The organism is Bradyrhizobium ottawaense (assembly GCF_900099825.1).
Taxonomy (GTDB): domain Bacteria; phylum Pseudomonadota; class Alphaproteobacteria; order Rhizobiales; family Xanthobacteraceae; genus Bradyrhizobium; species Bradyrhizobium ottawaense_A.
On the sequence record NZ_LT629693.1, the window covers coordinates 6373019 to 6398030 of the forward strand.

The following is a 25012-nucleotide window of genomic DNA, read 5'->3' on the forward strand; positions in this document are numbered from 1 at the left end:
CCCCGGTTACCGGCGTTCGATCAGACCGCCTGGATACGCTTGATCATGTCCGCATATTTCGGGCCGTATTTTTCCCACACCGGCTTGACCGCATTCTGGAATGGCGCCTTGTCGGCGATTTCGACGATCTCGCAGCCGGCCGCCTTGGCCTTTTCCATCGCCTGCTGTTCGTACTTGTTCCAGAGGTCGCGCTCTTCCAGTTGCGCTTCGCCGGCAAATTTCTTCACCAGGTTCTGATCCTCGCCCGACAGCGCGGCCCAACTGCGCTTCGAAAACACCATGACTTCGGGAATGATCAGGTGTTCGGTCAGCGAGTAATATTTCGCCGCCGTAAAGTGGTTGCTGAAGACGTAGCTCGGCATGTTGTTTTCGGCGCCGTCGATGACGCCGGTCTGCAGGGCGCTGAACACCTGGTCGTAGCCCATCGCGACGCCGTTGCCGCCAAGGGCATTCATCATGTCGATGAAGATCGGGTTGCCGATGACGCGGAATTTGAGCCCCTTGAGGTCCTCGACCGACTTGATCGGGTGCTTGGCGTTGTAGAGGCTGCGCGAGCCGGAATTCATCCAGCACAGCGCCACCAGGCCGGCGTTGGTATTTGCGGTGATCTTGTCGAGCAGCTCCTGCCCGATCGGGCCGTCCATCATCCGTTCGGCCTGGGCCATGTTCTTGAACAGGAACGGCATGTTGACGACGTTGATCTCATCGACGATCGGACCGACGGTTCCGGCACTGACACGCAGCAGCTGGATCGCGCCGATCTGCGTCTGTTCGATGGTTTCCTTCTCGCCGCCCAGTTGCATCGACGGAAACATCTGCACCGAGAGCCGTCCGTTGGTGGCGGCCGCGAGTTTCTTGCCCATGTTCTCGGTCGCAACCACGGTCGGATAACCGGCCGGTTGCACGTCGGACGCCTTGAAGACCGATTTGGCCTGCGCGCGTGCGCCGGACAGCGGCGTCGCGGTCGCTACGGCAGCTCCAAGTCCTTCAATGCAAAGTCCTGCACCCATCTTGATGAAATCGCGGCGTTTCATGTGTTTCCTCCCGATGTTGCTGGTTGTTTTGATTGCCTTTGGAACTCTAGCGTCGTTCGTCGAAGAACTCCGGATTGATGTGCTGGGTGGCGGAGATGTTGTCGAGAAGACCAGCGAGATGGGCTTCCATCGCCCGCCGCGCGCGCTCGGGGTCGTGGGCCTCGATCGCGGCCAGGACGGCTTCGTGTTCGGTGATCACCTTTGGAATCCGGCCAAGCTGGGGCAAGGTCAGCCGGCGATAGCGATCGACGTGGACCTTCACCTGCTGGATGAATTTCCAGATTCCGGGGTAGCCGGCGACATCGGCGACGGTGGCGTGAAACAGTTCATCGGCCTGGTGGAATGTGTCGCTGTCGCCGGCGGCGCTGGCCTCGCGTTGTCGCTCCAGCACCGACCGCAGCGCCAGGATCTGGCTCGGCGTCGCCCGCTCCGCGGCCAGCCGGGCGGTGGTTTCCTCAAGCGCCTTGCGGATGATGATGGCTTCCGGCAGCGCGGCGATCGGAATGCGTGAGACGAAGATGCCTGACTGGGGATAGATCTCCAGCAGCCCCTCATCGGACAACTTCAGGATGGCTTCGCGGACGGGAGTTCGGCTGACGCCAAATGACAGCGCGATCTGGGCTTCGGAGATCGCCTCGCCGGGGCGGCGCTGCAGCGACACCAGTTCGCTGCGCAGATCCGAATAGATCCGTGACGCCGCGGTTGCCGAACGCGGCCTGCCGCTGCGGCGATTGCCGGTGGCCACTCGGCGAACCGAAGGCGCGGTCTTTTTCGACTTGGGGGCGGGCATGTTTGCTCTCTCAATTGATATATTAGTATATGAATTGGCTTTGACAAACCTAATATTGTCCCGCCCACCGGGTTAATGACTACTTTGCACGGGGTTGTTTTCGCGATTTTGGTCTCGCCCCTCCAGAACCTCCGGATGTCGACGTCACTTCCGAGCGCTGATGAAGCCCGCGCGTTCGCGCTGTTCCCGTTGCCCGGCGCTGGTCAACAGGCCGATCAGGGCCGAAGCCTGCGACGGGTGGGCGGCCTTTGTCGTGACCCCGGCCGTATACATGGTCGCGAGTTCGCACCCCGGCGGCAGCGATCCGGACAGGACGACGCCCTTGGTTACGATGATTTCGGTCGATTGCGTGCAGCCGATCGGACGCCGCGCGTCCGAGGCCGCCAGTTCGCGCATCGCGGTCGCGCCGTTCGGAAAGATTTTTAGCCGCGCGGCGACGGCGTCAGTGATGCCGAGCCGTGCCAGCACCGAGGCTACGTGAATTCCGGCCGTCGAGGCCCTGGTGTCCGGTACGAAGATCGCGTCCGAAGCCAGCAGCGCCTCGCGCAGCCCTGCTTCATCCGGCGCCACCACCTTGGGATCGCTGGCGCGGACGGCGAGGGCGGTCTCGACCACACCAACATCTGATATCGAGGCCGCGACGACCAGCTTCTCCTCCGCCAGCGTGGCGAGCAGTGCTGCGGTCAGGATAACGATGTCGGTCGGCATGCCCCCGCGCAACTTGTCGGCCATGGCGCCGACCGCGCCGAACTCGCCCGCAATATCGAACCCGGTCTGGGCCTTGAATGCGCCCGCCAGGCTTCCGACCAGGCCTTGCGCCGCGCCGCCGCTCAGGATGTTCAGTTTGTTCATGATGTTGCTTCCATGGCGGCGATGAGGCTGTCGCGCGTGATCGGCAGATGGCGCACCCTTACGCCGAGCGCATCGAACACGGCGTTGGCGATGGCGGCCGTGACCGGACCATGCGCGGCTTCCCCGGCGCCGAGCGGGTCCATCTCCGCGCGCTGGATCAATTCGACGTCCACCTCCGGCACCTCGCTGAAGCGCAGGATCGGATAGTCGGTCCAACTGGTACTGGTGATGCGTTGCCGGTCGAAGCGTACGCGCTCCTTCAATACCCAACTTGTCGCCTGAATGGCGCCGCCTTCGATCTGGTTGATCACGCCGTCGGGATTGATGGCTTCGCCGACATCGGCTGCCAGCGTCAGCTTCCTGACCCGGATGTCTTCAGCGCCCTCGATCTCGGCGATCACGGCACAATAGGCGCCGGTGTTCTTGTAACGGGCAAAGCCGATGCCATGCCCGATCCCGGGCTGTCTCGACGGTTTCCATTTCACACGTACCGCTACGGCGCGGATCACATCCCTGGCGCGCTCGTCGCGCAAATGCCGCAGCCGGAACGCGATCGGGTCCTCGTCGCGCCCGGTGGCGATCTCATCGAGAAACGACTCGATCGCAAACACGTTGCCCTGCGCGCCCAGCGTTCGCAGCGCGGACGTGCGGATCGGCATCGTCTTCAGGCGATGGCTTTCGATCAGCCAGGATGGAAAATCATAGAGCGGAATCGCGTTGCGGTCGGCGCCGCCGCCATTGGCCTGCGGCGGATTGGTTGAGACCATGCGCGGAAACGGTGTCGCCAGTTCGAACGCCGCCAGCAAAGCTGGCTGCGCCGCGCGCCCCGGTCGCGCCGCATGACCGTTGCTCCAGATCGAATGGCGCCAGTCGACGATGTCGCCCTCGGCATCCAGGTCGGCTTCGATCTCGATGGCCATTGCTGCGCCAAACGGTGCATCCGACATCTCGTCATCGCGCGACCACAACACCCGCACCGGCCGGCCGCCGGTGGCCCTCGCGAGCAATACGGCGTCGAGCGCCACGTCATCGGCGGCGTTGTGCCCATAGCAGCCGGCGCCTTCCATGTGCTCGACCGTGATGTTCTCGACCGGCAGTTTGAGCACCAGCGCCAGATCGGCGCGCAGCAGATAAACGCCCTGGCTGTGGGTCCAGACATGGACGCGGTCGCCGTTCCACTGCGCCATCGCGCAAGACGGCGCGATCGAGGCGTGCGCGAGATAGGGACGGGTGTATTGCCGCCGGATGGTTTGCGTTCCGGCTGCCGGTGCAGCGGCCGTTCGCTGGTCGATGACAGTCGATTCCGACGGTTGCGCCTTCAGGAATGAAGCCAGATCGTTTTCATCTGGCAGCGGTTCGCCGTCGGACCACGTCGCGCTTTTGCGCAACGCCAGAAGGGCTTTCTCCGCGCCGTGCTCGGTCTCGCAGACGACGCCGGCAAAATTGCCGTCGCGGACCACGGCGACGAGACCGGCGATCGCGCGGGCGCTGTCCTCCTTAAGCTCGAGGAGGTTTGCGCGGGCATGCTCCGGGCGCAGAACGCGGCCATGCAGCATGCCCGCCAGCGACTGATCGTGGATGAAGCGCGGCCGGGCAAACACCTTGTCGGGAATGTCGATCCGCTGGACCGAATGGCCCGCCAGCGCGCGCTGCGTCGCGGCCTTCGGCGTTGCGCCCGGCGTGGCGTCACGATCGAGCGAGATGGCGTCGGCCAATTCCCAATAACTGGTCCTGACATTGCCGGGTCCCGAAATGGTGCCGTCCTCGACGCCGAGCGCATCGACCTCAACGCCCAGCCGTTCCGAAGCCAGTTGAAGAAAGATCTGGCGTACCTCGGCGCAGGCATGCCGCAGCGCACGGCCGGATTGCTGGATGGAGAGGCTGCCCGACGTAACGCCCTCGTTGGGGCTCGTCGCGGTCGATGCGCGAACCATCCGCACGCGCGACAAATCGATATCGAGCTCGTCGGCCGCGATCTGGGCCAATGCGGTCACGATACCCTGGCCGATCTCCACCTTGCCGGGCGAAACCGTCACCTGTCCGGTGGCCGAGAATTTCAGCCATGATGACAGTTTCGGGTTCGCCGCGAGGCTGACCGGCAGTTTGGGCGAAGACGGAGAGGGCGCCTGCTGGTTCATTCCGCCACCATTTCGTTCGCGGCGCGCAATACCGCCCGCACGATACGGTTATGCGAGCCGCAACGGCAGAGGTTGCGGTCGAGCGCTTCCCTGACCTCGCGGTCGGTCGGTGACGGATTTCGCTTCAGCAGCGCTGCCGCGCTCATCAGGATGCCGGAGATACAATAGCCGCATTGCAGCGCCTGCTCGGCGATGAACGCGCGCTGCAGCGGGTGTGGCTGTTCGGCGGTGCCAAGGCCCTCGATGGTGGTGACGTCCTTGTCCGCCACCGACCACAGCGGCGCGTCGCAGGCCGATACCGCGCGGTCGCCAATGATGACGTTACAGGCGCCGCACTCGCCGGCACCGCAGCCGAAATGCGACCCGGTCATGCCAAGCTCTGCGCGCAAGATATCCAGCAGCGATCGATCGGGATCGGCGTCGATCTCGGTCTCGGCGCCATTGAGGCGAAATCGGACGCGTGGCATCGCGGATGGACCTTGGCGGGCGGCCTATTGGGGCGTCTTGTCGAATTTCTTGACGACTTCAGCCCATTTAACAATATCGCCGCGCAGGAATTTGTCGAACTCGTCCGGGGTCATCGACATCGGAACCGCACCCTGCTGGGTCCAGAGCTTCACGATATCCGGCCGTTTCACCGCGGCATTCACCGCGGCGTTGAGCTTGTCGATCACCGGCTTCGGTGTCCCCGCCGGCGCCATCAGGCCGAGCCAGATGGTGGCCTCGTAGCCGGGAACGCCCGCTTCGCTTGCGGTCGGCACATCAGCCAGCACGGCCGAGCGCGTCTTGCCCGTGGTGGCGAGTGCGCGCACCTGGTTTTCCGCGATGTTGGGGGCCATCGCCGGAACCGCGTCGATCATCATCTGCACCTGGCCGCCGATCACGCCGCTGCGCGCTTCGCCGCTATTGCGGTAGGGCACGTGCAGGATATCGATGCCGGCCATCGCCTTGAACAGTTCGCCGGCCATGTGATACGGCGTGCCCTGGCCGGACGACGCGTAATTCAGCTTGCCAGGCTGCGTTTTCGCCAGTGCAATGAATTCCTGAAGCGTCTTCGCCGCCACGGCGGGATAAACCACGATGACCAGGTCCGAATAGTTGATTGGGGCGATCGGCGCGAGATCGCGCATCAGCTCATATTTGCGTTGCGGCACCAGCGATTCGTTCGCGGTCTGGGTGTTCGACATCATCAACAGCGTATAGCCGTCGGGTGGCGACTTGGCCGCCTCCAGCGTGCCGATCACTCCGCCGGCGCCAGTACGGTTCTCGACCACGAAAGGCTGACCGAAATTTTCCTGCAGAATGCTGCCGATCTGGCGGGCGGTGACGTCGGCGGGTCCGCCGGCGCCAAAGGGCACGATCACCCGCACCGGCCGCGACGGATAGTCCTGCGCCTGACTGGAAGAAGTGAGAATAACCTGGCTTGCGAAAAGACCTGTCGCCAGCGCGAATGCCAGCCTTAGCCGCATCATGTTAACCTCCCGAACCCGGCCTTTTTCTGCGTCGGCCTGCTGACCGACGCTGATTGCCGGGTCTGCTTCTCTGCGGCCAAGTGTAGCGATCCGCGGCACGACCGCTAGCCCCCTCGAATCAGACAATGGTCGTGCCGATGCTGCAGTTGGCCGGCGATTTCGCTTATCTGGCAAACAGCCCCCGTCCTATTTGATGGATTGCATTAAGCAGGCTGCAATCATCGGCGCGAGCATTGCGCGCTTGCCATGGCAACGGCGCGCCGAATCCTTCAGAGTGCGGCAGTGAGTCGAACAAGGCTTTGAGCAAGGTCACGAGGAGCGCGCCATGAAACTCTATCCCTGCCTGGTGGCTGCCTCGATAGCCGTCTCCGGTAGTACCGCGATCCACGCCCAGTCCCTGCCATCGTATATGGCGCCTATTGCCGGCAAAACCGCTGCAACAGCAGCCGATATTGCGACCAAGGACATGTTGGCTCTCAACACTGGCATGTTCGAGCTCTACGGCGATGCCGCGAAGATTTTCCAGGGCAACATCCTGAGCAAGCATCCGGTGATCCTCGGCCTGTTCTCGGGCGCCGGGGGACGGATGATCCTTTACCGGCCGGGAATGGCGCCAATGGACGCGCCGCAGGTACCTGTCGTCTATCAACTGTTGAAGTCGGTCGGCCACAGCACGATGGCGTTGGCGGAGGTTGTCGGTCCCTACGTCGATAATTCCGACGACAAGTCCTGGCGCGGCTCGATGCTCGCCTACCGCAGCCGCATGCAGTCGGCGCTCGATGGGCTCGATGCGACCCCGATGGAGCCGGGATGGCGCGACAACAATCGCACCATCCTGCAAAACAATATCGCCTTCATGGACGAATGCGTCGCCAAGGGCGTGATTCCTTTCGCCACGCTGGAAGCCTTCGGCAAGAAGCAGGCGCCTTATCTGGCGAAGAACGTGGCATGGGCGGCGCAAACCCAGGTCGCGCACTGGATGACGGTGTTGGCCAGCTGGAAAACCCAGCTCGGCGCCGACTGGGACAAGACCTACGCCGCCAGCAACACGATCTACGTCGCGCGCCAGAACAACGTGCTGTTCAGCGTTCTGGCGCAGTTCTTCGGACCCGAAGCGATCAACAGCCGCCTGTTGTTGATCGAGACGGTGTCCTTCACGACCACGCCTGCGGACATGCTGGAATCGCTGACCCGCATTATCGCGGATCGCTCGGTCGGCGCGTTGTTCTTCGGCAATTACCACCTGATGGACTACGAGTTGATGGGCGGTGACGCGCGCGCCGCCATCGTCGCGGAAACCGGCAAACGCGGCATGACGCCGTTCCTGCCGCCCGTTGTGCCATTCGGTTCGAAGCAATGGCCGACATTGGTTACGCCGGGTCCGGGCCCGGCATCGATCGCGGACCTGAAGTAAGCCGGCAATCGGTCAACGGGTGAGAGCATGGGGCCTTCACGGCGCGAGTTTCTGAAATGGGTGTCGGCAAGCGGCATAGCGCTCAGCCTGTCGCGCTTGGGATCGGCGGAAGCTGCCGGTCTGCCGCCGCGTGCGTCGCTTCCGGGTAGCGGGAACTGGAATCCCGCAACCAATGGCGCAGGTCGGATTGACGGCGTTCCCAAAGTCACCGGCGCAAAACTCTACGCATCTGATTTCCGGGCGTCCGATCTACCGGGGTGGCCGGCGAAGACCTCGCACGCGATACTGGTTCGCGCGCCGGATGCCACCCATGTCTATATTGGAATGGACCTCGCGCGCCTGGGCGGCGCGGTAAAACCCTCGGTCGTCGTGACTGCGGACGATCTCGACAAAATCGGCACCAGCGTTCCTGAATTCTATACCGGCGACCTGTTCTGTCCGATCGGGAGAACGCCGATCTATATGGGGCAGCCGGTAGCGCTGTTGATCTTCGAGACGTTCGATGCCTTCGACCAGGCGCGTCTCGCGCTGCGCGACGGCACGTTCGTGAAATTCGGTGAAGAGACCGGTCCGGTCACGATCGCGGACTATGGCGCCTACCGCTTTACGCGCGTCGCCGGCGCAACGCCGGACGCGCCCGACGTCTATTCGCCGCTCCTGGCGGGCTGGGTCAGCCCTGGACGCTCGCAGAACTCGCCGCTGCCGGTGTGGTCTCCGGCTGCCAAGGACACGCAGGCTCCTTATGCCAAGGCCGCCGTCTATGGCGAGCAGATCCGCAGCCAGCTGGCGGCGAAGGATCCCAACCTGCTGGTGCTGGATCGTGAGTTCGAGACGCAGTCGGTCGATCCGATGTTCCTCGAACCGGAATCCGGGCTCGCCTGGTACAACAGAAAAACCGAAAGTCTCGAGCTCGTTCTTGGCGTGCAATCTCCGTATGAAGCGGCGGAGTCGATTGCGCATCTGCTCGGCAAGGCGCGGGGACCGTTCAAGCCGGCCCATATCAACACCCAGTTCACCTATGTCGGCGGCGGCTTCGGCGGGCGCGATCATACGCCGTTCGTGCTTTATGTGGCGCTGGCGGCGATGTTCTTTCCCAGTCATCCGGTACGGCTGGCGCATGACCGCTATCAGCAGTTTCAGGGCGGCATCAAGCGCCACGCCTTCAAGATGCGGTCGCGGATCGGAGTCGACCGGTCTACCGGCAAGATCCAGGCATTTGCGGCGGATCATGTCCTCGACGGCGGCGGGCTGGCCAATTTCTCGGCGAACGTGGCAACCGTCGGGGCCGCCGCCGCGATCGGTATATATGACGTTCCGAAGGTCGACGTGACCACGGTTGCGCTGCATTCGCGGGGGGTGACCGCGGGATCGATGCGCGGCTATGGCACGTTGCAGACGATGACGGCGCTGGAGGTGCTGGTCGATGAAGTCGCCGCCGCCCTGCCGCTCGACGCAATCGAGTTCCGGCGGCGAAATGCGCTTCGGCCCACCGGCCGGACCATGATGGGTAATCCCTACATCGTCTCGGTCCGTACCACGGAGATTCTCGACAAGCTCGAGAAGCATCCGATCTGGCAGCAGCGCGCGCAACGGAAATTGGATGGGCCGCAGGGCACGCTCGTCGGTACCGGCGTTGCCTGCGTCACCAAAGATTACGGCGCCGGTGCCGATTGCTCGCTCGGGCGGGTCGAACTCTCGCCGGAAGGCAAAGTCGCGATCTATTGCGATCACGTCGAAATGGGCAACGGCATCGGCACGGCGCTCGCGAACCGGGTCGCGATCCATCTTGGCGCCGTCGCCGACGAAGTTTCGGTGGCGCGGGTCGATAGCTATGACGCCCTCGGATTGGTCACATCGGGCGATCCCTACACGATCGACCAGAAAACGCAGGACGCCGCGGAGAAGAACCCACGCTGGGTTCCGGCGATCAGCTCGGCGACCAGCGCCTCGATCGGCGCGCATGTCGGTACCCATTCGGCCGCTGAGGCGGCGCGTGTGATCTTTCGTTTCGGCCTGTGGCCGGCGGCGCTGGAGCTTTGGCGCATCGCGCCAGGCGACCCGCGCGCGAAGGATTCGACCAAGGCGCAGTGGAAGGACGGGCGACTCGTCATGACCGGCCTTGACCCGCTGCCATTGCCGGCGCTGGCTGCGAAAGCGCATGCGCGCAATCTCGTGACCGGAGCGGTGGCGCATAGTTTCTCCCGCTGGGCGTGGTCGCGCGCGCGCTTCCCCCTCAATGGCGAACAATATCGCGCCGAGATCGACGCGCTGGCCGTGCGCAAGGGCAATGGCAAGTTCGCGCGTATCGATCGGGTCAGCGTCAAGTTTCCGCCGACCGACAACAACCGTATCGGCACCGCCTATACCTCGATGTGCGGCACGGTGGTTCGCGTCGAGATCGCGCGGGCAACCGGGGCTCTGCGCATCGCCAAGGCTTACAGCGTTTTTGAGTGCGGACAGGCGCTGGTGCCCGAGGTCGTGCTGGGCCAGGCCCAGGGCGGCTTCGCGATGGGGGTCGGCTATGCCTTGCTCGAGACGCTGCCGCTCTACGAGGGCGGACCTGGCAACGGTCAGTGGAATCTCGGACAGTACCTCGTCGCGCGCGGATCGGACCTGCCGCTGCATGACCTCGAGATCGAGATGCTGCCGCCGCTGACGCCGGACGAGCCGCCGAAGGGGATGGCCGAGGTCGTGACGGTTCCCGTCGTCCCTGCGATCCTGAACGCCATTTTCGACGCCACCGGCCACCGCTTTCAATCGCTGCCGGTGACGGCAAACCTGCTCAAGGGAGTGCTCGCGTGACCAAATTGAGCATCACGATCAACGGTCAGCCGCACGGGCCGACGGATGTGCGCGACGATCTCTCGATGAACGATTTCCTGCGCGAGTATCTCGGCATGACCGGTACCAAGTTCGGCTGCGGCGCCGCGCAGTGCCTGAGCTGCGCCATCATCGTCGATAATCCCGATGGCACGAGCTACACCAGCCCGACCTGCGTCACCTCGGCGGTGAGTTTCGACGGCAAGGCGATCCGTACCGTCGAGGGCCACGTGAAGAATGGCGAGCTCTCCGCGCTCCAGAAGGCCTTTATCGCGCACTTTGCGTTCCAGTGCGGCTATTGCACGGCCGGTTTCCTGAACGAGGGCCAGGTTCTGCTCGAACGTCTGGCCAGGACACCGGTCAACCGCGCCGAACTCGAGCAGACCGTCGCCGATGCGCTCGACGGTCACCTCTGCCGCTGCACCGGCTACGTCAAGTACCACGAGGCGGTGCGCGACGTGATCCTTGCGGATTCCAAGCGCTATCTCGTGGCGAACCAGTGAGCGGAGGCGAGGGGAGCGCGACATGAAGTCGGAACTGCGGTTTCAGCTGATGTTCTCCGTCGTCGTTGTCGCGACGAGCATGCTCGCGGGCTACGCCGTTTCTGAGACCGCACCGCCATCGCTTGCGAGCCCCGACAGCTTTGCATCGATATCGGATACGGATGCGCGCTCGGCCGCGATATTCACCGAACTTGGCAAGGTGCTGACCCATCCGCGCTGCACCAATTGCCATCCGGCGGGTGACCGCCCGCGGCAGGGCGACGAGAGCCGGCTGCATCAGCCGCCGATTGCCCGCGGTGCCGACGGTCATGGCCTGCCGGCGATGCGCTGCTCGATTTGTCACGGCAATGCCAATTTCGAGCCCGGCCACATGCCGGGGCATCCTGAATGGCACCTCGCCCCGCGGGAAATGGCGTGGGAGGGTAAAACGATCGCCGAAATTTGCGACCAACTCAGGGACCCCGCACGCAACGGCGGCCGCAAGGTCGAGGATCTCATCCATCACATCGGCGAAGACACGCTGGTGGGCTGGGCCTGGGCGCCAGGCGCCGGACGCAGCCCCGCGCCCGGTACGCAAAAGCAGGCCGGGGCGCTGGTCGAAGCCTGGGTGAAAACCGGCGCAGCCTGCCCCGCGAAGTAGGGCGTGGGCTCATAAGCGCCTAGCGGAGGTTGATATGGAACGGCGGAAGTTCATTGCGATTGCCGCAACAGGGGCAGCTTGGCCTTTGATGGCGCGCGCGCAGCAGAATGCAACGAGCGCAAAGATTACGAGGGTTGGTATCCTCTGGCACGCCAGCAATGCGGATGAAGAGAAGATCTACTTAGATGTTTTAACAAAATCGTTCAGCGATCTTGGCTATGTCGAAGGTAAGAACATTGAGTTCCTCCATCGATTTCCTGCCGAGCAACCGGAACGGTTTCGTACGTTCGCACGCGAGCTTGCCGAGGACAAAGTCGACGCGATTGTCGCGGTTACTGGATTGGGCGCAAAGGAGGCTAAACAAGCCACCAGCACCATTCCGATCGTATTTGTCATTGTATCCGATCCAGTCGGTGGCGGCCTTGTCGAGAGTCTTGCGCGACCCGGCGGCAATGCCACCGGTCTCTCACTGATGTCAATCGACCTGAGCGGGAAGCGTTTGGCGTTATTGAAGGAAGCGGTTCCGAACCTGTCGCGTGTAGCACTTCTGGTCGATCCGACGGACCCATTCACGCAGCGCGCGGTCAAGGCTAATCAGGCGGCGGCCGAGACGTTAGGCATTTCGTTGTGGCCGGCCACGGTATCGACGCCCGATGACATTGAGCCTGCGTTTTCCAAAATTGCTCAAGACCGCGCCGACGGCGTCATCCTGGGAGCCGGATCGATGCTGTTTAATGAGCGGGCACGTATTGGTTCGTCGGCTTTGGCACACAGGCTGCCAGCGCTGTCGTTTGTCGCGGAGATGGTCCCACATGGTCTTCTGCTGTCGTACGGACAGGATTTTCCCGATTTTTTCCGCCGCGCAGCGGCCGACGTCGACAAGATACTGAGAGGCGCAAAGCCCGCGGATATCCCGGTCGAACAGCCCACACGCTTCAAATTGGCGATCAGCCTGAAGACCGCCAATGCGCTTGGCCTCACCGTTCCGCCTTCCCTGTTGGCGACTGCCGACGAGTTGATTGAGTAGGGCGTGCTCACTTTCGATGTTGATGCTGTGGACGGCTCCTCCACCGGCACGAGAGTGCCACGGATGTGGGGGCTGTTAAGGCTCCCACGATTCAGAGGAGCGAGCCATGCAGACGGTTACGACAATCGGTTTAGACATCGCCAAGTCGGTTTTCCAGGTTCACGGCGTTGACGCTGGCGGCCAAGTAATTGTTCGCCAGCAATTGAAGCGTCGCTATGTCTTGACGTTCTTCCGGAAGCTGTCGCCGTGTCTGGTCGGTATTGAAGCCTGCGGCTCGGCGCACCATTGGTCACGCGAACTCCAGGCACTTGGTCACACCGTCCGGCTAATGCCGCCGGCCTACGTGAAACCCTACGTCAAGCGGCAGAAGAATGACGCGACTGACGCAGAGGCTATTTGTGAGGCAGTCACCAGGGCCAACATGCGGTTCGTGCCGACCAAACTCCCGAGCAGCAAAGCGGCTTGGTATTGCACCGCACGCGTCATCTGTTCATCCGTCAGCAGACCTCCGTAATCAATGCGATCCGGGCTCATCTTGCCGAGTACGGGATAGTTGCGCCGGTCGGGCGTCAAGGTGTCGTAGAACTGCTCACTGTCGTCGCCGATCCGAACGACAGAAGGGTTCCGGAGATCGCTCGTGCGTGTCTTGCGGCACTCGGGGCTCAACTGCGCAGGATGAAGGAGCAGATCCTGGAGTTCGACCGGTTGATCAGGGCATGGCATCGGTCCAACGAAATGAGCATGCGGCTCGAAGAAGCCCCCGGCGTCGGTCCAGTGCTGGCCACTGCTTTGGTCGCTGCCGTTGCTGATCCAAAGTCCTTCCGATCAGGGCGCAACTTCTCGGCCTGGATAGGTATGGTACCGAAACAGCACTCCAGTGGAGGCAAGAACAGGCTCGGCAATATAAGCAAGCAAGGTGACCGCTATTTGCGCGGCCTGTTTGTGGCCGGCGCGCTTTCTGTCATCCGTTACGCCAAGATCCACGGCGCCAAACACCGGCCCTGGCTCACGGCCTTGCTGGCCAGGCGGCCGACCAAGGTTGCGGCTATCGCGCTCGCCAACAAGATCGCGCGGATGGTCTGGGTCATGATGGCCAGGGGCGAGCGATACAACGAACCCGTCGCGCTTGCGCGATGAACGAGATCGCGCCGGGCAACTGGCGTGATGTGAAGGTTGGGGAGGGCGAACAGCACGTAATGCAGAGCCGGTCGATCCGGCGATCAGGACAACCCACATGTGCCAAGGCATTCTTGAATGCGAGTTGTTGGTCGGGACCTGATCCGCGGAGGGCATTATGGCCAGCGGTCATGTGAACCGCATCTAAAGGCCGAACACATGGCTGCACCGACCAATGCTGCAAAACGTGAAAAATCTCTTGCCAACACGGAGCCAATGGTATGGACCCCGCCCTCCAGGCGAGTGAAATCTCGAACGCCAACTGCAACGAAGGAGGATATCATGCAGATCGTTCGAATAGGTCTGGATCTTGCGAAGTATGTGTTCGAGGTTCATGGCGTCGACAGTCTCGGAAAAGCCGTGGTGCGAAAGACGTTGCGTCGCGATGCGGTAGCCCATTTTTTCGCCAATCTGCCGCGATGTCTGGTTGGCATGGAGGCCTCGAACGGAGCGCATTACTGGGCAAGGGTGCTTTCCGATCTCGGCCATGAGGTTCGGCTGATCAGCCCTCAGTTCGTGACACCATATGTCAAGTCGAACAAGAACGACCGGAACGATGCGGAAGCTATCTGCGAAGCGGTCGGCCGGCCATCAATGCGTTTTGTGCCGCCGAAGTCGACTGATCAACTGGCGGTTCAGGCAGTTCATCGAATTCGTCGGCGTCTGGTCGCCGACCGTGTCAGACTCGTCAATCAGATTCGTGGCCTCCTTTCCGAGCATGGGATTGTCATTGCGCGTGACATCTCGCAGCTGCGACGCAACCTTGCGGTAATCGTCGGGAATGGCGATGACGGCCTCAGCGGCATGGTCCGCTCGCTCATGAAAGAGTTGCAGGCGGAAATGGCCGAAATTGATGATCGCATTGCAACCTATGACCGGCGGATACGTGAAATCTTCCGGACCAGCGAGCAGTGCCAGCGGCTTGGAAAGATCGAAGGCATCGGCCCTGTGACGGCAACCGCCTTGATTGCTGCCGTGGGCGATAGAACCTGCTTCAAGAACGGCCGTCAGTTCGCGGCTTGGCTCGGCTTGGTGCCGAAACAACGATCCAGTGGGGGGCGAGCCCGCCTGTTCGGTATCAGCAAACGTGGCGATCGCTATCTGCGCACATTGATGATCCATGGCGCTCGCGCTGTGCTCGGCAAAGCAGCCGGCAAGCAGGATCCCCGAAGCCTCTGGCTTGGGAAGTTGCGGCAAAGGCGGCATCCCAATGTCGCGGCTGTCGCGCTCGCCAACAAGAATGCGAGGATCGTGTGGGCCATGCTCTCGGGCGGCACATTCTACGAGCACGCACCGTCGGTGAAAGCAGCTTGAGGTGAAACAGCAAACGAAAGAATAACAGAAGGAGGTCTCGCCCGGCAATTGCAGCAAAATGGCAGGAGATGATGAAACGGTCATTCCGTCGCTTCCCGAACCTGGTGTGTGGACCGGCATGGCTTCGGCCAATGTCTCGGGGCCGATGAGGTGGAAGCGCGCGAAAATCCATCGGGGCTCGCGGCGAAGACGTTGTCCAGCCGCATAAAGAAGCCGGATATACGTCAGCAGTTGTGACCGAGGATCTTGATCCAGCCGACCTGTTGCAATCGGGCGGGGTCCATATACGTCCACACATGGCACATCGCGTCGGCGGGCGCAGTGCAGCGACCGCGACTTGGGCATGGCTCCGACGGCGCAAGGCTGTTGGCCGTGGACCCCGCAGTCGACGAAAGACTTGCTGTGCGCCCCAGGTAAAAGCGATAATCTCGGATGTATCGGACCCTGCAAGAATAAGCCCCACAACCGGGCAAAAAACATGTCCAAGACCAATCCCATGGAAACGCTGATGAAGACTTCGATTTCGCGACGCACCCTGCTTAAAGGCACCGGCGCGGTGCTCGCAGGCGCAGCATTTTCCACCCGCGTGCTGGCGGATGCGCCGGCGCCGGAACCGGTGACGCCGGCGCTGATCGAGGCGGCGAGGAAGGAAGGCCAGGTGATCTACTACACCTCGACCGACCTGCCGGTCGCGGAGAAGCTGGCCAAGGCATTCGAGGCGAAATATTCAGGCATAGCGGTTCGTGTCGAGCGCACCGGCGCGGAGCGCGTGTTCCAGCGCATTGGCCAGGAATATTCCAGCAACATCCACGCTGTCGACGTCGTGAACTCGTCCGATGCTGCGCATTTCATCGTCTGGAAGCGCGACGGCATTCTGGCGCCCTATGTGCCGGAGGAAGTTGCCAAGTTTTATCCGGCCGAGCACAGGGATATCGACGGCCAGTTCGCCAGCTTCCGGGTCTGGCTTAGCATCATCGCCTACAACACCAATCTGGTGAAGGCGGAGGACGCGCCGAAAAGCTTTGCCGACCTGCTCGATCCCAAATGGAAAGGCAAGATCGTCAAGGCGCATCCCGGCTACAGCGGCACCATCATGACCGCGACCTACCAGATGCAGCGCGATCTCGGCTGGACGTTCTTCGAGCAGCTCGCCAAGCAGAACATCATGCAGGTGCAGTCGTCGGCCGATCCGCCCAAGAAGCTCGACCTCGGCGAACGCGCTGTGATGGCCGACGGCAACGAGTACAACATCTTCCAGATGAAGGAGGCCGGCCGCCCGGTCGCGCCGGTCTATGCCTCGGAGGGATCGCCGCTGATCATCGGGCCGAACGGCATCTTCAAGGACGCGCCGCATCCGAACGCAGCAAAGCTGTTCCAGTCATTCAGCCTCGGCCGCGAGGCCCAGCAGATGATCATCGATGTCGGAGGCCTCCGCTCGGTGCATGCGCAGGCCACAGAGAAGGCGGGGCGCAGACCGCTCAAGGAGATCAAGACGATGAAGGACGATGCCGCGGCGGTGGAGAAAGAAGGCGAGTCCATCAAGGCGCGCTACACCAAGATCTTCCGCGTCTGACCGGGATGACCTCCGGATTACCCAGGGTTTCGGTCGCGGAAACGCTTGCCGAAAAGATCGTCGCGTTGAAGCCGGGTGCGCTCCCGGCCGTGACCACGGGCAAATGCGAGGATCTGTTGATCGATGTCGTCGGTCTGTGCGTTACCGCGCGCAACGAGGACTATATCAAGAGCGCGCTCGCCGGTTGCGATGATGACGGCGCCTGCACGGCGATCGGGCATCGGCGCACGCTGAATGCCGCGGGCGCCGCCTTCGTCAACGGCACCGCGGCGCATGGCGAGGATTTCGACGACACCTTTGAGGGCGGCCCGGTGCATGCCGGCGCGGTGATCGTGCCGGCGGTGCTGGCGGCCTGCGAGCGGCACAATCCGGACGGGCGGATGGCGCTGATCGGGATCGCGGTCGGCACCGAAGTGTTGTGCCGTCTCAGTCTCGTGGTGCCGAAGGCCGTGCACAAGGCAGGCTTTCACCCCACCGCGGTGTTCGGCGCCATGGGCGCGGCCGCCGGGGTCGGCGCCGCCCTCGGCCTCAATGCGAGGCAAATCGTCGATGCGCTCGGTATCGCCGGCAGCATGGCCGGCGGCATCATCGAATATCTGGCCGAAGGCGCCTGGACCAAGCGGCTGCATGCCGGCTGGGCGGCGCAATCCGGCATTCGCGCAGCACTGCTGGCGCGGGGCGGGTTCGTAGGTCCCCGCACGGTGTTCGAGGGCGTCCACGGCCTGTTCCACGGCTTCGCGCACACCACGGAGGGCGATTACGAAGCCCTGACCGGCGATTTCGGTAGCCGCTGGGTGACGAACACGCTGGCGTTCAAGCCCTATCCCTGCGGGACCATGGCGCAGCCCTATATCGATTGCGCGCGGCGGCTGGGCGCACGCGGCATCAAGCCGGAGGACGTCGCCGAGATCGTCTGTGAAGTCGCGGAGGGCACGGTGCACCGGCTGTGGGAGCCGCTCGCCGACAAGCAACGCCCGCGCAACGGCTACGCCGCCAAATTCGCGACGCCTTATCTGCTCTCCACCGGCTTTGTGCATGGCGGCGTCGGGCTCGGCGCATTCACGGACAGCGCGATCAGCGATGCGCGCGTGCTGGCGCTGGCCGCGAAAGTGAAATTCGTGATCGACCCGGACAATCCCTATCCGAACAACTACACCGGCCATATCCGCGCCACGCTCCGCGATGGCAGCATGGTGGAAGACCGGCAGCCCTACCTTCGCGGCGGCGTGCAGGAGCCGCTAACGCGCCAGGACGTGACCGACAAGTTTACACTCAACGCGCAGCATGGTGGCTGGAGCGCAGCGCAGGGCGAAGCGGCGTTGAAGCTGATGGCGGGGTTGTATAATGGCCGCATCGATCTCTCATCATTGCGTGGATAACGGCTCATGACCAAAGAACTCACCGGCAAGGTCGCCATTGTCACCGGCGCAGGCCGCAATATTGGCCGCGCGATCGCGCTGACCTTGGCGGAAGGCGGTGCCTCCATTGTGGTGAACGCCCGCAGCAACCGCGCCGAGGCGGACGCGGTTGCGCGTGAGATCGAGGCCGCCGGCGGCAAGGCGCTGGTTCATATCGGCGACGTCGCCGATGCCAAATCGGTACAGGCGATGGCGGACGTCGCCGTGAAGCAGTTCGGGCGGATCGATGTCCTCGTCAACAATGCCGCGTTGCGGCGGGAAAAGTCGTTCGCCGAAATGAGCTATGCCGAGTGGCGCAAGATCATGGACGTCGCGCTCGACGGCACCTTCCACTGCGTCAAGGCCTGCCTGCCGGCGTTGCGACAATCGGGCAAAGGGGCGATCGTCAATATCGGTGGTCTCAGCGCGCATACCGGTGCGAAAAATCGCGCCCATGTGGTCACCGCGAAGGCCGGGATCATTGGCTTTACCCGCGCGCTGGCCCACGACCTCGCCGATGACGGCATCACGGTGAACTGCGTGATTCCCGGCCTGATCGGTACGCCGCGGCCGAAGGACAGACCGGAGCCGGCGCACCATCTGACCCACGGGACCATCACCGGCGAGCGGGGTCGGCCGGAAGACGTGGCGGCGGCCGTGCGATTCCTGTGCGGGCCGGGCGCGCGCTATATCAACGGGCAGGCGATCCACGCCAATGGCGGTGCCTATCTCGGCGCGTAATGCATGGTTTCAATGCCATTTTGGTTGGGGTGGGGCCGGATAAAGTGCCTCGGCGACCGCGGCATTTGATGTTACCTATGGTGACATGAACCAGCACGCCAAGGTCGATATCCGCCATTCCACCTGTCCGCATGATTGCCCGTCGGCCTGCGCGCTCGACATCGAGGTGATCGAAGGCCGCAGCATCGGCCGGGTGCGGGGCTCCAAGCAGCAGACCTATACCGCGGGCGTCGTCTGCGCCAAGGTCGCGCGCTACGCCGAGCGCATTCATCATCCCGACCGGCTGCTCTATCCGATGCGCCGTACCGGACCGAAAGGCTCCGGCCAGTTCGCGCGGATTTCCTGGGACGAGGCGCTGGACGAAATCGCCGCCCGCTTCGATTCTGCCGAGCGCGAATTCGGCGCTGAATCGGTCTGGCCTTATTATTACGCCGGCACCATGGGGCTGGTCATGCGCGACGGCATCAACCGTCTCGCCAACGTGAAGAAGTATTCGCGCTTCTACTCTACCATCTGCGCCAACATCGCGCGCGTTGGATTTGCCATCGGCACCGGCAAGATCGCTGGCGTCGATCCGCGCGAGATGGGCGTGTCCGACCTGATCGTGATCTGGGGCACCAATCCCGTGAACACCCAGGTCAACGTGATGACGCACGCGATGCGCGCCCGCAAGGAGCGGGGTGCGAAGATCGCGGCGATCGACGTCTACAACAACGAAACCATGAAGCAGGCCGATATCAAGATCCTGCTCAAGCCCGGCACCGACGGCGCCTTCGCCTGCGCCGTCATGCACGTGCTGTTTCGCGAAGGCTATGCCGACCGGGACTATCTTGCAAAGTACACCGACTGTCCCGACGAACTCGAAGCGCATCTGGCGACCCGCACGCCGGAATGGGCCTCGGCGATTTCGGGCGTGCCGGTGGAAGAGATCGAAGCGTTCGCACGCGCGGTCGGCCAGACCCAACGTACGTTCTTCCGTCTCGGCTATGGCTTTACCCGCAGCCGCAACGGCGCGGCGCAGATGCATTCCGCATTGTGCATCCCCGCGGTGACCGGTGCCTGGCAATACGAAGGCGGTGGCGCGTTCTTCAATAATTTTGCGATCTGGAAATTCAACGAATCGATCATCGAAGGCCATGATGCGCGCGACAACTCCGTCCGGGTGCTCGACCAGTCCCGGATCGGACGCATCCTGACCGGCGATGCCGTGGCGTTGAAAAATGGCCCGCCGGTCAAGGCGATGTTGATCCAGAACACCAATCCGATGACGGTGGCGCCGGAGCAGGCGCTGGTGCGCCAGGGCTTTGCGCGCGAAGACCTGTTCATGGTGGTGCACGAGCAGTTCATGACCGAGACCGCCCAAATGGCCGACATCGTGCTGCCTGCCACCATGTTCATGGAACACGACGATCTCTATTACGGCGGCGGCCACCAGCATATTTCGGTCGGCGCCAAGCTGATCGATCCGCCAGGCGAGTGCCGGTCCAACCACGAGGTGCTGCAGGGCCTCGGCCGCCGCCTCAAGGCCGTGCATCCCGGCTTCGAGATGACGCCGCGCGAACTGATCGACGCGACGCTGAAGGAGAGCGGCCACGGCGATATCGAAAGCCTGGAGAAGGATCTGTGGCGCGACATCCAGCCGGATTTTCGCAGCTCGCATTATCTCGACGGCTTCGCGCATGCCGACAAGAAATTCCACTTCAAGGCCGACTGGGCGCATCCGCCCTGGGGCATGTCGGGCATGGGACCCTGGGCGGAGATGCCCTCGCTGCCGGACCATTGGCGGATCATCGAGGAGGCGGACGAAGCGCATCCGTTCCGGCTTGCCACCAGCCCGTCGCGCAGCTTCCTCAACACCAGTTTCAATGAAACGCCGTCCTCGATTGCGCGTGAGGGCAACCCGTCGGTGATGATTCATCCCGCGGATGCCGCAGCGCTCGGGATCGCCGACGGCGAGGCCGTAACGCTCGGCAACACGCGCGGCGAAACGACGCTGACAGCAAAATTGTTCGACGGCGTGCGCCGCGGCGTGCTGATCGCGGAATCCATTCAGCCCAACAAGGCCCATATCGGCGGCCGCGGCATCAATATGTTGACCGGGGCCGAGGAAGTGGCGCCGGTGGGCGGCGCGGCGTTCCATGACAATAAGGTCTGGGTGAAGAAGGCGGAGGCCTGAATCTGGCCGACCGAGCCGGGTCACATGTTGCACCGCAGCGGTCAGCGACTGGAACCAAAGCGCGGCGATTTCCTTAGCTAAGCGATCAGGAATGCGTCGCAGCCGAGGAGATCAAAATGTCACGTCATAATGAAATGCCGCCGGTGCCACCCGCCAATCGCAGCCAAAAGGGTACCGGTGACCATGCCGAGGTGAATAAGGATGCGTCGAAGGGGCACGACGATATTCAGAATTCGGCAGAGCAGGGCGATACCGCCAATATCAAGCAGAACACGACGAATGCCGGATTCTTCAAGGGACGACGCGTGAAATAACGCCGATCCGGAGCGTCTCAAAGCTGACTGGCTGAGGCGATCAGAAACATCAATTGTGAAATTAACCGATCGCCCCAAACGTATTCGGCCTTGCAGTTCACCGCCATCCTGTCGCAAATGTTCGCCAACCAATAGCGAACAGGTGAGCGGTACAATGACCGATACCAACAGCGTGATACGCGAGAAGCGCGGGCAGGCGCTCTGGATAACCATCAACCGGCCGGACAAGCGCAACGCCATCAATGCCGACGTCGTCGCCGGCATCGCCCGCGGCTATCGCGAGGCGCATGACGACAAGGACATCCGCGTCATCGTGCTGACAGGCACGGGCGACAAGGCGTTCTGCGCCGGCGCCGACCTGCAGAACAGTGGCGCCGCCTTTGCGATGGATTTTTCCCGGCCGAATGTCGACTACGCCGATCTGTTGCGGCTGTCGCAAAATGCCACCAAACCCGCGATTGCGCGCGTCGGCGGCGTCTGCATGGCCGGCGGCATGGGCCTGCTGTGCATGACCGACATGGCGGTATCAGCCGATCATGTGATCTTTGGACTGCCCGAGGTCAAGGTCGGCGTATTCCCGATGCAGGTTCTCAGCCTGCTGCAAACGATCGCGCCGAAACGCCTCGTCAACGAATGGTCGCTGACCGGCGAGCCGTTCGACGCCCATGCAGCCAAGGCGGCCGGTCTTCTGAACTATGTGGTGCCCGCGGTTGAGCTCGATGCCAAGGTCGACTGGCTGATCGGCCGCATCGTCGACAAGTCGCCGACCGCGATCCGCCGCGGCAAATATGCTATGAGGGCCATCGCCTCGATGTCGTTTGACGAAAGCATCGCCTACACCGAAAGCCAGATCGCGTTGCTGGCGATGACGGAAGACGCCAAGGAAGGCCTCAAGGCATTCAGCGAAAAGCGAAAGCCTTCGTGGCCGGGCAAATAGCCAGCTGTTCGTAGCTGAGCATTTCAGGCCCCGCCAAGTGAACTAATCATTTAGGTCACGTTGGGCGGTCGTTCCAAGGTGCGACAAGGAGTTGCTTTTGTTCGTTCTTCACGGCGCTTCTTGGAGCCTGCGATCAATTGTTTGCGTGTGCGCTTGGCATAGGTTGGCAACTGGTGTGAGGAGCGATGCCGGGCTGCGGCGCGTAATTCGGCATCTGTAAGGTCGCTGTCCGCCCCTTCGGTAAAGCCGCCGTGACGGAAGGAAGTAAATGAGAGCACACTTCGTAGCTCCGCTGCTGCGACGATCTTTTTCACGACAGCCCGGAGGTAACGCAGATCCTTGCGTTCCGTAATCCAAGGGAGCTGGGTGCGTGACCTGCGATGCTCATGATCACGTCGAAAGACCAGACCCGAGACCTTCGTCGCCTTGATGGCGTCGAGCTCCGCCATTAATTCGGGAAATAAGGGTGTGCCGGCTTCGTCGAACAGAGGCCACCAGGCCTCTTCACCATTCTTCGGATGTACAATTCTCACGCTATTCGGCCGCTCATTTGGCCGATAATGCGAGATTTCGAAGGCTCCGAACACGTGTTCTTGCCGCTGCAACCACTCCCAAGTCAACAACGCGGCCGTTGCGACTGAGCCGTATCCGAGCTTGTTTGCGGCTATCCTGAATGCAACGAGTTCATCCCAAGTCGCTGTTGGCGTTTCGCGCGGAAGCTTGCCAAGCGTGCGGATTTTTAGGCCCATACGCGAGAATGGATTGCTCGCCGGCACCTCCGTTTCGTACGCGCGTTGACCAACAAACCAGGCGCGCCGGCAAGCTGTCATGGATGCATTTGCAGAGCGGCGACGCTCGCGCTTCACGACGTTTCCGTCCGCGTCTTTGTCCTCCACAACGAGCAGCTTCGCGTAAACTGCGTCGACGAATCGTTTCGTGAAGTCAGAAATCTGCTTGGAGCCCGCGCGGCTACCATCCTTCAGTTTTTGGTTGGCAAACAGCGCCAGGCCGTTTTCGTAGCCGCGCTGCGTTTTGTGATCTATCTCGTTCCATTTCTGATGTGCTTTGAAGACATTGACCAGCCAATCGAAACTGCCAGGCACAGGAGTCGCTGGAACCATGTCGGTCAATCCTCTTGAACGCCAGCTGTCGAAGGCGGGCAGCAGAACATTCTCGACTCGGTCTAAGGCAGCCGCATAATCCTCCCCTAACGCTTCGGCCTGGGCGTAGCAGGCCTGTTTGCGGGCCCAGGTCGGCGGCTCAAAGAAGTATGCCCATCGACCGCTCTTCAGTGGCTTTCGCCGGCAGTAGCGGGGAAGCTTCAACGCGGTGTGGGGTAGTTTCATACGAGAGAGGCCAAGTCTTGTTCTTCTAATCGATCCTGAACCATCGCCTTGCCTGGTGCGGTGATCCGATCGATAGTCGCCTTCGACCAAACTGGCTCTCGAGTACGACCAACTCCGTGATAGCCGATTGGCGGTGGGGCCTCGCCGCGGCCGACAGCGCGCGCGAGCTCGCCTGTATCGCGGTAATCCAGGTAGGCGGCGGCCATGTCCGCGCGCATGAGTGCGGGCCACGCGCTGATTGGCGGATAACGGGCAGGAAGGGCGATGCGTCGTGTCATGACTGTCGGCTCGCGCATCAATGGATCAGTCGTCCAATTTGCTCATTCATTCCACCGACGAAATCGCGGGATCTTTCAGAGCGCCATCGCCTGGTGCGCGACCCAAGAGAAATTGCAAATTTAGGTAACTCGGCTCGCTCTTGACCGTTTCGTGCCTCATGCTTGCACACTTCCTCACCTTTCGAATCAACCGGGCCTTCCAGATAGAGAACGACAAGCCTGTGGAAAAAGAGGCTGCCAAGTACCGGTGCGATAATTGAGTGATTTGGAGTGCAAATGGGACGGGTGATCCAAGCAGAAGGAAGCGATCAGGGTTCGCATGTTCGGTCGCACAGCCCGGTAGAATGCTTGCCGAAGGGTTGCGTTGGAGATGGCGGCGCGCCGCTGACTGCTAGGATCCGATCTGTCTGAATCGCACCTACCCGGAATGAAGGTCGTCGGGCACGATGCACAATCTCTTCGCTTCGCATGGGCCGCCGGAAGCGGCGAGAGGCGAGACTACTTGAGGCGCGCGGCGACGCTTATCGACTTCCGCTTTGGATAACAGCCGGTCGTCACGAGCGAAATCGAAAGATCGTAACGAAGCGAGGGCCGAAGGCTTGGTGGGCGCACCAGGGCTCGAACCTGGGACCCGATGATTAAGAGTCATCTGATTTGAGCAGGCTATCAATGGTCAAACCGACAGATCTGTCGCTCACCCAGCTCAAAAACCACGACTGGTCTTGTCGTTGTCGGAACAACAGCCCTCGCTAGATGTGGGTGCCACAGTGAGGTATCGACGGCGCGCAATCGTGCCGTTGATATGACTTGATTTGTACCTCTGCGCGTGCGGCGAGCGCCGCACCGGGCTCTCGTGAACCGAGCCGCGCGGCGTCTCGGCCATACGGCTTCGATCCCTCGCGCGGAATGAGGTGTCCCTCGCCGAAGGCGCTCGGTCCGGGTCCTGTGGCGCTTCGCGCGGACGCTATGATGACGCGCCTGCGGCTGCCTTCGTTGGTCTCGCTGTCGGCGAGTAGTTAGGCTTGCGCTACGCAAACTGCGTTTTCCATCGTCTCTGCCTTCGAATTGGG

Annotated in this window: 20 protein-coding genes and 1 pseudogene; 13 read left to right on the top strand and 8 right to left on the bottom strand. The window is 62.3% G+C overall.

The annotated features are described in order from the left end of the window. Positions 1-20: 20 nt before the first annotated feature. The 6 genes from BLR13_RS29850 to BLR13_RS29875 all read right to left on the bottom strand — a co-directional run bounded on the left by BLR13_RS29850 (position 21) and on the right by BLR13_RS29875 (position 6283). Positions 21-1034, bottom strand: coding sequence for a TRAP transporter substrate-binding protein (locus BLR13_RS29850; RefSeq protein ID WP_074816388.1), 1014 nt, complete (start codon positions 1032-1034; stop codon positions 21-23). 46 nt (positions 1035-1080) lie between these two features. After that, complete coding sequence (locus BLR13_RS29855) at positions 1081-1824, bottom strand: GntR family transcriptional regulator (protein WP_074816385.1); 744 nt, start codon at positions 1822-1824, stop codon at positions 1081-1083. A 144-nt stretch (positions 1825-1968) separates the two neighbouring features. After that, a complete protein-coding gene (locus BLR13_RS29860) occupies positions 1969-2676 on the bottom strand; it encodes a molybdate ABC transporter substrate-binding protein (RefSeq protein WP_074816383.1) in 708 nt (235 codons plus the stop codon). Continuing rightward, positions 2673-4814: a xanthine dehydrogenase family protein molybdopterin-binding subunit gene (locus BLR13_RS29865; RefSeq protein WP_074816378.1), complete on the bottom strand. Its 2142-nt coding sequence runs from the start codon at positions 4812-4814 to the stop codon at positions 2673-2675. The genes BLR13_RS29860 and BLR13_RS29865 overlap by 4 nt, the downstream gene beginning before the upstream one ends. Continuing rightward, on the bottom strand, positions 4811-5281 hold the full coding sequence (locus BLR13_RS29870) for a (2Fe-2S)-binding protein (protein ID WP_074816372.1): 471 nt from the start codon (positions 5279-5281) through the stop codon (positions 4811-4813). Before BLR13_RS29870 ends, BLR13_RS29865 begins: the two co-directional genes overlap by 4 nt. A gap of 24 nt (positions 5282-5305) precedes the next feature. Next, positions 5306-6283: a Bug family tripartite tricarboxylate transporter substrate binding protein gene (locus tag BLR13_RS29875; protein ID WP_091977638.1), complete on the bottom strand. Its 978-nt coding sequence runs from the start codon at positions 6281-6283 to the stop codon at positions 5306-5308. A gap of 328 nt (positions 6284-6611) precedes the next feature. Between BLR13_RS29875 and BLR13_RS29880 the strand changes: the two genes are divergently transcribed. The 13 genes and pseudogenes from BLR13_RS29880 to BLR13_RS29940 all read left to right on the top strand — a co-directional run bounded on the left by BLR13_RS29880 (position 6612) and on the right by BLR13_RS29940 (position 22318). Further along, complete coding sequence (locus BLR13_RS29880) at positions 6612-7700, top strand: hypothetical protein (protein WP_074816369.1); 1089 nt, start codon at positions 6612-6614, stop codon at positions 7698-7700. Between the two features lie 27 nt (positions 7701-7727). Then, on the top strand, positions 7728-10502 hold the full coding sequence (locus BLR13_RS29885; RefSeq protein ID WP_074816366.1) for a xanthine dehydrogenase family protein molybdopterin-binding subunit: 2775 nt from the start codon (positions 7728-7730) through the stop codon (positions 10500-10502). Further along, entirely contained in the window at positions 10499-11023 is a 525-nt protein-coding gene (locus tag BLR13_RS29890) for a (2Fe-2S)-binding protein (RefSeq protein WP_074816363.1), read from the top strand. Before BLR13_RS29885 ends, BLR13_RS29890 begins: the two co-directional genes overlap by 4 nt. 22 nt (positions 11024-11045) lie before the next feature. Then, on the top strand, positions 11046-11663 hold the full coding sequence (locus BLR13_RS29895; RefSeq protein ID WP_074816361.1) for an Isoquinoline 1-oxidoreductase subunit: 618 nt from the start codon (positions 11046-11048) through the stop codon (positions 11661-11663). 34 nt (positions 11664-11697) lie between these two features. After that, positions 11698-12690 carry an ABC transporter substrate-binding protein gene (locus BLR13_RS29900; RefSeq protein ID WP_074816358.1) on the top strand — a complete coding sequence of 331 codons (993 nt, stop codon included), beginning with the start codon at positions 11698-11700 and terminating at the stop codon, positions 12688-12690. Positions 12691-12796: 106 nt separating this feature from the next. After that, positions 12797-13827, top strand: a pseudogene (locus tag BLR13_RS29905) (IS110 family transposase). 321 nt (positions 13828-14148) lie between these two features. After that, entirely contained in the window at positions 14149-15180 is a 1032-nt protein-coding gene (locus BLR13_RS29910) for an IS110 family transposase (protein WP_074816356.1), read from the top strand. A gap of 478 nt (positions 15181-15658) precedes the next feature. Further along, the gene (locus BLR13_RS29915) at positions 15659-16753 is read left to right on the top strand and encodes an ABC transporter substrate-binding protein (RefSeq protein ID WP_244524966.1); all 1095 of its coding nucleotides are present in this window, start codon (positions 15659-15661) and stop codon (positions 16751-16753) included. Positions 16754-16758: 5 nt separating this feature from the next. Continuing rightward, on the top strand, positions 16759-18132 hold the full coding sequence (locus BLR13_RS29920) for an MmgE/PrpD family protein (protein ID WP_074816354.1): 1374 nt from the start codon (positions 16759-16761) through the stop codon (positions 18130-18132). A 6-nt stretch (positions 18133-18138) separates the two neighbouring features. Then, positions 18139-18891 carry a 3-oxoacyl-ACP reductase family protein gene (locus BLR13_RS29925; protein WP_074816351.1) on the top strand — a complete coding sequence of 251 codons (753 nt, stop codon included), beginning with the start codon at positions 18139-18141 and terminating at the stop codon, positions 18889-18891. A gap of 85 nt (positions 18892-18976) precedes the next feature. Beyond that, positions 18977-21067: a molybdopterin-containing oxidoreductase family protein gene (locus tag BLR13_RS29930; protein ID WP_074816348.1), complete on the top strand. Its 2091-nt coding sequence runs from the start codon at positions 18977-18979 to the stop codon at positions 21065-21067. 116 nt (positions 21068-21183) lie between these two features. Then, positions 21184-21381: a hypothetical protein gene (locus tag BLR13_RS29935; protein ID WP_074816346.1), complete on the top strand. Its 198-nt coding sequence runs from the start codon at positions 21184-21186 to the stop codon at positions 21379-21381. A 154-nt stretch (positions 21382-21535) separates the two neighbouring features. Continuing rightward, positions 21536-22318, top strand: a complete 783-nt coding sequence (locus BLR13_RS29940) for an enoyl-CoA hydratase/isomerase family protein (RefSeq protein WP_074816343.1) — start codon at positions 21536-21538, stop codon at positions 22316-22318. A 50-nt stretch (positions 22319-22368) separates the two neighbouring features. Here BLR13_RS29940 and BLR13_RS29945 read toward each other — a convergent pair whose 3' ends face one another. Together BLR13_RS29945 and BLR13_RS29950 are read right to left on the bottom strand one after the other, a co-directional pair. Beyond that, entirely contained in the window at positions 22369-23664 is a 1296-nt protein-coding gene (locus tag BLR13_RS29945; RefSeq protein ID WP_074816340.1) for a hypothetical protein, read from the bottom strand. Then, on the bottom strand, positions 23661-23942 hold the full coding sequence (locus BLR13_RS29950; RefSeq protein ID WP_143039597.1) for a hypothetical protein: 282 nt from the start codon (positions 23940-23942) through the stop codon (positions 23661-23663). Before BLR13_RS29950 ends, BLR13_RS29945 begins: the two co-directional genes overlap by 4 nt. Positions 23943-25012: the final 1070 nt, after the last annotated feature.